Source organism: Halobacillus sp. BBL2006 (assembly GCF_000786645.1).
Classification (GTDB): domain Bacteria; phylum Bacillota; class Bacilli; order Bacillales; family Halobacillaceae; genus Halobacillus.
In genome coordinates this window covers 1-8,137 of sequence record NZ_JRNX01000339.1, presented here as the reverse complement: position 1 = coordinate 8,137, position 8,137 = coordinate 1, and the positions used below count along the sequence as shown (strand labels likewise).

General features: G+C 43.0%; 9 protein-coding genes. All 9 read right to left on the bottom strand.

The window, feature by feature from the left end; all coding sequences use genetic code 11:
* Positions 1-152: 152 nt before the first annotated feature.
* On the bottom strand, positions 153-845 hold the full coding sequence (gene rnc, locus LD39_RS10805; RefSeq protein WP_035546163.1) for a ribonuclease III: 693 nt from the start codon (positions 843-845) through the stop codon (positions 153-155).
* Between the two features lie 74 nt (positions 846-919).
* On the bottom strand, positions 920-1,153 hold the full coding sequence (gene acpP / locus LD39_RS10800; protein WP_035546161.1) for an acyl carrier protein: 234 nt from the start codon (positions 1,151-1,153) through the stop codon (positions 920-922).
* 142 nt (positions 1,154-1,295) lie between these two features.
* On the bottom strand, positions 1,296-2,036 hold the full coding sequence (gene fabG / locus LD39_RS10795) for a 3-oxoacyl-[acyl-carrier-protein] reductase (RefSeq protein WP_035546159.1): 741 nt from the start codon (positions 2,034-2,036) through the stop codon (positions 1,296-1,298).
* Positions 2,036-2,977: an ACP S-malonyltransferase gene (fabD, locus tag LD39_RS10790; protein ID WP_035546157.1), complete on the bottom strand. Its 942-nt coding sequence runs from the start codon at positions 2,975-2,977 to the stop codon at positions 2,036-2,038. Before fabD ends, fabG begins: the two co-directional genes overlap by 1 nt.
* A complete protein-coding gene (gene plsX / locus LD39_RS10785; protein WP_035546155.1) occupies positions 2,974-3,978 on the bottom strand; it encodes a phosphate acyltransferase PlsX in 1,005 nt (334 codons plus the stop codon). The genes fabD and plsX overlap by 4 nt, the downstream gene beginning before the upstream one ends.
* A gap of 15 nt (positions 3,979-3,993) precedes the next feature.
* Positions 3,994-4,554 (bottom strand): transcription factor FapR, encoded by a 561-nt coding sequence (fapR, locus tag LD39_RS10780; RefSeq protein ID WP_035546153.1) that lies wholly within the window; start codon positions 4,552-4,554, stop codon positions 3,994-3,996.
* Between the two features lie 122 nt (positions 4,555-4,676).
* Entirely contained in the window at positions 4,677-5,576 is a 900-nt protein-coding gene (locus tag LD39_RS10775; RefSeq protein WP_035546152.1) for an LD-carboxypeptidase, read from the bottom strand.
* Positions 5,577-5,659: 83 nt separating this feature from the next.
* Positions 5,660-7,696: an ATP-dependent DNA helicase RecG gene (gene recG / locus LD39_RS10770; RefSeq protein ID WP_035546151.1), complete on the bottom strand. Its 2,037-nt coding sequence runs from the start codon at positions 7,694-7,696 to the stop codon at positions 5,660-5,662.
* 5 nt (positions 7,697-7,701) lie between these two features.
* Positions 7,702-8,137: L-serine ammonia-lyase, iron-sulfur-dependent, subunit alpha (gene sdaAA, locus LD39_RS10765; protein WP_035546149.1), on the bottom strand; the 436-nt coding region annotated here is incomplete at its 5' end.

Below are 8,137 nucleotides of genomic sequence, written 5' to 3'. Positions count from 1 at the left end.
CCGTATTTAGCAACGGAACCGAAAGTATCTCGAAATCGAGTCTTCCAGATAACTGCATATTTGTTGAATAGCTTTTAGAAGTCATCATTTAAAAACTATGAATGACAAAAAGATCGCCCAAAACCAAGGAGGTGTTCTGGGCGATCTTTTTGTTAGGAAATTGCACCATGGTTTTCCAGAGCCTGTTGAGCAGCTTTCTGTTCAGCTTCTTTCTTCGTTCTACCGATACCAATGCCACCGATATCCCCTTGAATCCTGACATGGGCAATAAATTCTCTACTGTGGGCCGGGCCTCTCTCTTCGACGATTTCATATTCAATCTTACTATTCTTGTCTCGTTGAATGAACTCTTGAAGTTGACTCTTAAAATCCATCGCATGAGAAAAAGCACCTTTTTTCACTTTCGGATACACATAAGACCTTAAAAATTGAACGACGGTCTCAAAACCTTGATCTAAGTAGAGAGCACCTATGAACGCTTCAAAAACGTCCGCAAGTAAAGCTGGACGATTTCTTCCACCAGTCATCTCTTCACCTTTACCAAGCAGGATGAGATCCTGAAAATTTAACTCATTGGCGAATTGCACAAGTGAAACTTCACAAACGATAGACGCACGAAATTTCGTCAACTCACCTTCCGCCATATTAGGAAACTCTCGATATAGATATTGGGATACCCCCAACTCTAAGACAGCATCTCCCAGAAACTCAAGTCGTTCATTATCTTCACGGTCGGTTTTCCGATGCTCATTCACATAAGATGAATGCGTGAAAGCTTGTTCCAGTAACGAAACATCATTAAACTGGACATCTATATTGTTTTGAAAACTGGAAAAATCATCCATAGATCACCTTGTCCTTTACTACGAATTTAAACAATAGGAAAGGCTGCCTGCAGAAACAGGCAGCTATAGAAGTATTACGATACGCTGTTTATGTAGTTCACAGCGTCGCCTACTGTATTGATTTTTTCAGCTTCTTCATCAGAGATTTCCATATCAAACTCATCTTCGAGCTCCATTACAAGCTCAACTACGTCTAAAGAGTCTGCTTCTAAATCTTCTTTGAAGGAAGCTTCCATAGTTACTTTAGATTCATCAACGTCTAATCTATCGACGATGATCTGTTTTACTTTATCAAATGTTTCTGCCATTGGAACTTCACCTCCCTTCAGTAATTATAGTAAAACTTTTTATAGAAGCGCAAGAGTCCCTTGAAAATAGGGATTCACTTCTTCTTAATTCCTCATGGTTCCCTTGAGAACCTTGGGTGGATATCCGCTTCCGAACTTATTTTCACATCACCATACCGCCATCGACATGGAGCGTTTGTCCTGTCATGTATGCGGAATCTTCAGATGCAAGGAAACGGACGACGCGTGCAACGTCTTGCCCTTCTCCCAAACGTTTCAGCGGAATAAGCGCCATCATTTGCTCGCGCTGTTCCTCCGTCAAAGCCTCAGTCATATCTGTAGCAATATACCCTGGCGCTACTGCATTAACCTGAATGTTTCGGGAGGCTAGCTCTTTAGCATTTGATTTCGTTAGTCCAATGACGCCAGCTTTTGCAGCAACGTAGTTGGCCTGTCCAGGGTTTCCGGATACACCCACAATGGAAGCAACATTGATGATTCTACCATATTTTTGCTTCATCATCTGACGAGTGACGCCCTTGGTACAAAGAAATACGCCTTTCAAGTTGGTATCGATGACGGAGTCGAATTCTTCTACTTTCATACGCATAAGAAGGTTGTCTTTCGTAATACCTGCATTGTTCACTAGGATATCCAAGCGTCCAAATTCATCAACAACCGTTTTCACCATGCGTTTCACATCATCTTCACTGGCTACATTTGCTTGAATTTTAATCGCCACGCCACCGTTTTCTTTGATTTCCTGAACAACGGATTCAGCTTTATCTTCGCTTCCTGCGTAGTTGACAGCTACCTTGGCACCTTTTGATGCTAGTTCAAGTGCGATGGCACGCCCAATCCCTCTAGAGGCACCTGTAACGAGAGCTACCTGATCTTGTAACATTAAGCTTCCTCCTTATACCATTCAATAAATGCTTGTGTTGTATCTGGGTCTTGTACATTAAATGTCTTCATACGGCGTTTCACTTTACGTACCAAGCCACTTAGAACTTTCCCATGACCAATTTCTACAATCGCGTCCACATCTTCTTCCACAAAAGCTTCCAAGATTTGCTGAAAACGAACCGGAGAGTATAATTGCTCGACGAGAAGTTTTTCAATGGTACCAGCCTCTTTGACAGCAGACGCTGTCACATTTGCATAAACGGGCACCCCCGCGTCCTTCACGTTCACATCTGATAAATAGGATGCAAAATCATCACTAGCTGGTTTCATAAGACGAGAGTGGAATGGTCCACTGACGTTCAACGGAAGAACACGTTTCGCTCCAGCTTCTGACAGCTTTTGAGAAGCTTGTTCCACGCCATCTTTCGTACCTGAAATAACAATTTGCCCTGGACAATTGATATTAGCAAGGTCGACAGCCAATTCTCCATCAAAATCCTGGATTACTTCTTCAATGGCTTCCTGGGATAAACCAAGCACGGCAGCCATTGTACCCTTCCCTGTCGGATAGGCTTCTTCCATCAATTTCCCTCGCGTGTTCACAAGCTTCACTGCTTCAATTGGTTCAAGAGCTCCAGATGAAACGAGAGCACTGTACTCACCAAGGCTGTGACCGGCAGTCATAGATGGCGTGATGCCTTCCTCTTTTAGAACCATGTTAATAGCTACACTATTCAACAAGAGCGCCGGCTGAGCATTTTCCGTTTTAGTCAGCTCTTCTGCTGGTCCTTCAAACATCAATTTCGTCAGCGAATAACCTAATGCGTCATCTGCTTCATCAAAAAGTTTCTTTACGGCAGGATACGCTTCATACATCTCTTTCCCCATACCGACTTCCTGAGATCCTTGTCCAGGAAATACAAAGGCTACTTTCTTCATGATTCTTCCTCCTTCTGCTGCATCTCTTTCAGTGTATTCGATATTGTTGTCGTCACGTTCAACTCGATCATTTGACAGGCTTGCCGAATCGCATTATAGATAGCGCGCTCATTCGATGATCCGTGAGCTTTAATGACGGGAGCTGCCAAACCGAATAAACCAGCCCCACCATACTCAGAGTAATCTAGTTGTTCTTTTAATTTTCTTAGATCATTTTTAGCTAAGCCCGCTGCGATCTTCGTTTTAAAGTTACTCATAAATGTCTTTTTCATCATAGAAAACATCGTCAAAGCCGTACCTTCAATCGTCTTTAAGGCGACGTTCCCAGTGAAACCATCTGTCACGACCACATCAGCCACACCATCTAGTAAATCTCTCGCTTCCACATTTCCCACAAAATGGATCGGCGCATCTTTCATTAACTGAAAGGCTTTTTTCGTTAAATCACTACCTTTTCCATCTTCGGTACCAACATTCAATAATCCTACACGAGGACGAGAGATATTTCGGACATTTTGAGCGTAAATAGAACCAATTACAGCATATTGCAACAAATGCTCAGGTTTTGCATCAACGTTCGCTCCAACATCCAGCATTAAAAAGCCCTTGCCATCCTGGGTTGGCAGCGTAGGGCTTAGAGCAGGTCTGTCCACTCCATTCATGCGGCCCACTACAAACAAGCCTGCACTCATCAGTGCGCCAGTATTTCCTGCTGAAATACAACCATCAGCCCGTCCTTCTTTCACTTCATTGGCCGTCAATACCATGGAAGATTTCTTCTTTCTTCTAACAGCTCTTACCGGCTCATCTTCTGATGTTATAACTTCTGTCGTATGTATGACGGAGATATTCTTCTGTCCGTTTAAAAACGGGTCGATTTTTTCTTGATCACCTATCAGTGTGATCTCCAGCCCCTTGATCGACTCTGCGGCTTGAACAGCGCCTTTGACGATCGCTTCAGGAGCATTGTCTCCGCCCATTGCATCTATGGCAAGCTTCATCTCTTCCAACTCCTTCTATTGATTGGAACGATACATATGAAAGGTTCCAGCAAAAACTTCTTCGTTTTCAACATAACTTTGAACTTGAACGATTGTTTGGCCTTTATCGTCTTCCCCTTTTACTGTTGCTTTAGCAACCACACGCTCCCCGAGCTTAACTTGTCTAGCAAAGTGGATGTTAGAGCGAGCAGTAAGTGCCAACTCATCATTGATGACCGCTACAGCTAAGGAATTTGCTTGGGCAAACAGGTGATGACCGCGGGCAATATTATTTCGAGAAAAAACATGTTCAGGACGAATATCTAAAATAGAAATGGCGCGGACATCAAGCTCTAAATCGACCACCTCTCCAATCACTTCTTCAATTGGCAAGGCTTTAACCGTTTCATTCCATTCCTGAGTAGCTACCGATTTAATCCGTTCCCGCAGTTCAGGTATAGACATTTCCATGCGATCAAGTCGAATCGTTTGAATACTTACACCGAATCGTCTGGCTAATTCCTCATCAGTAATAAATGGTGAAGATTCTATTGTGCTTTTCAATTCTTCTTGCCTTAATTTTTTTGTCTTTTTCATCGTGGTCCCACCGTCCGTTTAATCATAAGCAAAAGCTTTATGACTAGGTACTAATAGTAATATATAATACCAATAAAAATTACGCAAGGATAGTTGTTTAAATCGCTTTACGTAATCTCCCTTCAAAGGACTCCAGACTCAGTTTTAAAGCAATTTTGATGTGAATCCATAAAGGCAATCGTACCGAGTGGAACACCGAGGTTTGGTCGACAGTGACCAATGGAAAAACCTTGCAAAACGGGGAAATTATACCTTTTGAAGAAGTCGAAAAAGAAATGATCAATCATAGGACGCTGCTCATCTTCTACATTCAGATTACCAAGGATAAGTCCACGGAGACCCCTGAACTTTCCTGCCTGTTGCAAATGATTAAACAGCGCATCAATTCGGTAGGCAGGTTCATCCACTTCTTCGATTAAAAGAATTTTTCCGCATGTGTCTATCTCAAACGGAGTTCCGAGAGAATCTGCCAGCAAGGTGAGATTCCCTCCAACAAGCATTCCTTCTCCAACGCCTCTTCTTAACGGAGGAGCTGAAGTTATAAAGGTTAAAGGTTCTGATGAAAATAGTTGTCGAAAGGAGTTCATTGTGCTTTTATGATTCGATTGTTGATTAAGGTCGGATGCAATCATCGGGCCATGAAAAGTGACGAGTTCACTATACTTCATTATTGCATTCAATAAAAAAGTAATGTCGCTGTACCCCCATACAATTTTGGGATGACGATGGATTAGTCTGTAATCCAAACCTTCAGCTATGCGGGCGGTTCCATATCCGCCTCTAGCGCAAAATACCGCACGTATGGAAGGGTTGAGGAACATTTGATGCAGATCATCAACACGTTCCCAGTCTTCAGCAGCCAAATACGATTTTTTATGAAACACATGGCTTCCAATTACAGGTACAAGGCCTATACTTTGAAGAGCTTTTACTCCTTCTTGTAATTCCCTTGGATTAGGAGGGCCCGCCGGAGCTACAATACCGACGCGATCTCCTGCACATAAGTGATTAGGTTTGATCATTAGGTCTCCACCTTTAAAGGGGCCTTTATTTGGCCCCTCATTTTTAAAGTATGTGGTTGTTGTAGGATCTATTATATGAGCATTCAGTCCAATACATCGCCTAATAATTGATCATCTTGATAAACCTTCTCTTTTAAATCGCGATAACGCTCATCCTGCTCCAAAGATTCATTCATGATCATATCAGCCGCATCTTTTCTTGCTGTTTCCAATGCTCTATAATCATGAACCATATCTCCCACTTTAAACTCTGGCATTCCACTCTGCTTCTTGCCGAAAAAGTCACCAGGACCCCTAAGCTTTAAATCCTGCTCAGATAACTCAAAGCCATCACTTGTCTCTGTCATGATCCTCATCCGCTCTTTACCGACATCTCCTTTCGGGTCCGCCAGCAAAATACAGTAACTTTGGTCGGAGCCTCTTCCTACACGTCCTCGTAATTGGTGGAGCTGCGACAATCCGAAACGCTCTGCATCATAAATGACCATGACCGTTGCATTCGGAACGTTAACTCCAACTTCTACTACCGTTGTCGAAACCAGGACTTTGAGTTGATTATTCGCGAATTGCTGCATTACTTCCTCTTTTTCGTCATTGTGAAGACGACCATGCATCAATCCAACATGAATATCCGGTTCGTAAACAGTAGAAAGCTGCTCATAGAGGTCTACAGCATTTTGGATATCCAACTTGTCGGATTCTTCAATTAGCGGGCATATGACATAGGCCTGATGCCCTTTGTCAACCTCTTTTTGGATGAAGGATAGTACACGGTCCGTCATCTGTCCTTTCACCCAATAAGTTTCAACTGGTTTGCGCCCTGCCGGCATTTCATCGATAACAGAAACATCCATATCTCCAAAAGCTGTGATCGCTAATGTCCTAGGAATTGGCGTAGCTGTCATAAATAGAACATCAGGGCGCAATCCTTTATCTCGTAATGCCCTCCGTTGATTCACTCCGAAACGGTGTTGTTCATCAACGATAACGAATCCTAAGTCGTCAAATAATACTTCATCCTGGATAAGCGCATGCGTCCCGATTAAAATATCAATCTCTTTATTTTGAACAGCCTCTAATATCTCACGCCTTCGCTTCCCCTTAATTGAACCTGTTAACAACGCAACAGAGGCACGCCCTTTGAACAATTCTTCCAAAGATTGGTAGTGCTGTTCGGCAAGAATTTCTGTTGGAACCATTAGAGCCCCTTGCTTTCCTGAAGTGATGGAAGCGTACAGAGCTATAGCTGCAACAGCTGTTTTTCCTGAACCGACATCTCCTTGAAGGAGGCGATTCATTCTATGAGGGCTTTTCATATCTTTTAAGATTTCTGCGAGTGACCGTTTCTGAGCTGTTGTCAGCTCAAAAGGAAGTGACTGCACAAATCCGGTGAGGAGGTCGTTATCATACTCCTGGGCATTTCCTGTGGTTGCTTCTCTATGTTGTTTTCTAAGCAGTTGCATCTTCAATTGAAAAATTAAAAATTCTTCATAGATGAAGCGGCGTTTTGCATGCTTCAATAGAATTCTGGTCTCAGGGTAATGCATTTGCCTGATGGCATTTGTTCGATCAGGTAACTTATAAGAAAGCTGCAAGTCCTCAGGTAGAATTTCAGGAACATTCCCTCCATACTCATCAAGGGCAGATTTAATGATTTTTCTAAGGCGTTGAAGACCCACGCCTTCTTTTAATTGATATACGGGCTGAATCGGTTCCTGACTCTTCGATTCACCTTTTTTAAATTGACTTACGGTTATCTGCAATCGCTGCTGGTCCCATTTCCCCGTCACAGTTACTGTATCTCCCTGGTTCAATTGCTTTTTAGCAAAAGCTCTATTGAACATTACAGCTTTGACAGCGAATTGGTCGACTTGAAGCGTAAACGACAACCTTGATTTCTTTCGGCCAAAATAGCTTAGGGAAGGCTCAGATACAACCTTCCCTTCAATCGTAGCTTTTTCATTGTGAGTCAATTCGGTCAAAGGTTTCGTTTCGTAAGAGTCATAACGGAAAGGAAAATAGAACAATAAATCCTCTACGGTAAAAAGACCGAGCTCATTCAATTGTTCTTTAAATTTTTCTCCGACTCCATTGATTTCGCTAATCGATTGGCTCAACACAACATTCACTCTTTCTTCAATGATATTCCATACACTTTAGCTTCTAATTCTCTCCCCGTCGGAGTAGCAGCAAGACCTCCCTGAGCCGTTTCTCTGAAGGCTGAAGGCATGCGTTGCCCCACTTTATACATCGCATCGATGACTTCATCACATGGAATACGGCTAGTTACTCCAGCCAGTGCCATATCGGCAGCCACGACCGCATTGGAGGCTCCCATTGCATTCCTTTTAACGCATGGAACTTCTACCAACCCTGCTACAGGATCACAAATAAGGCCAAGCATATTTTTCAACGTGATAGCCATGGCTTCTGCAGATTGAGACGGTGTGCCTCCAGCCATTTCAACGATCGCCGCTGCTGCCATCCCTGCTGCTGATCCTACTTCAGCCTGACATCCTCCTGCCGCCCCTGAAATTGATGCATTGTTAGCGACGACAAAA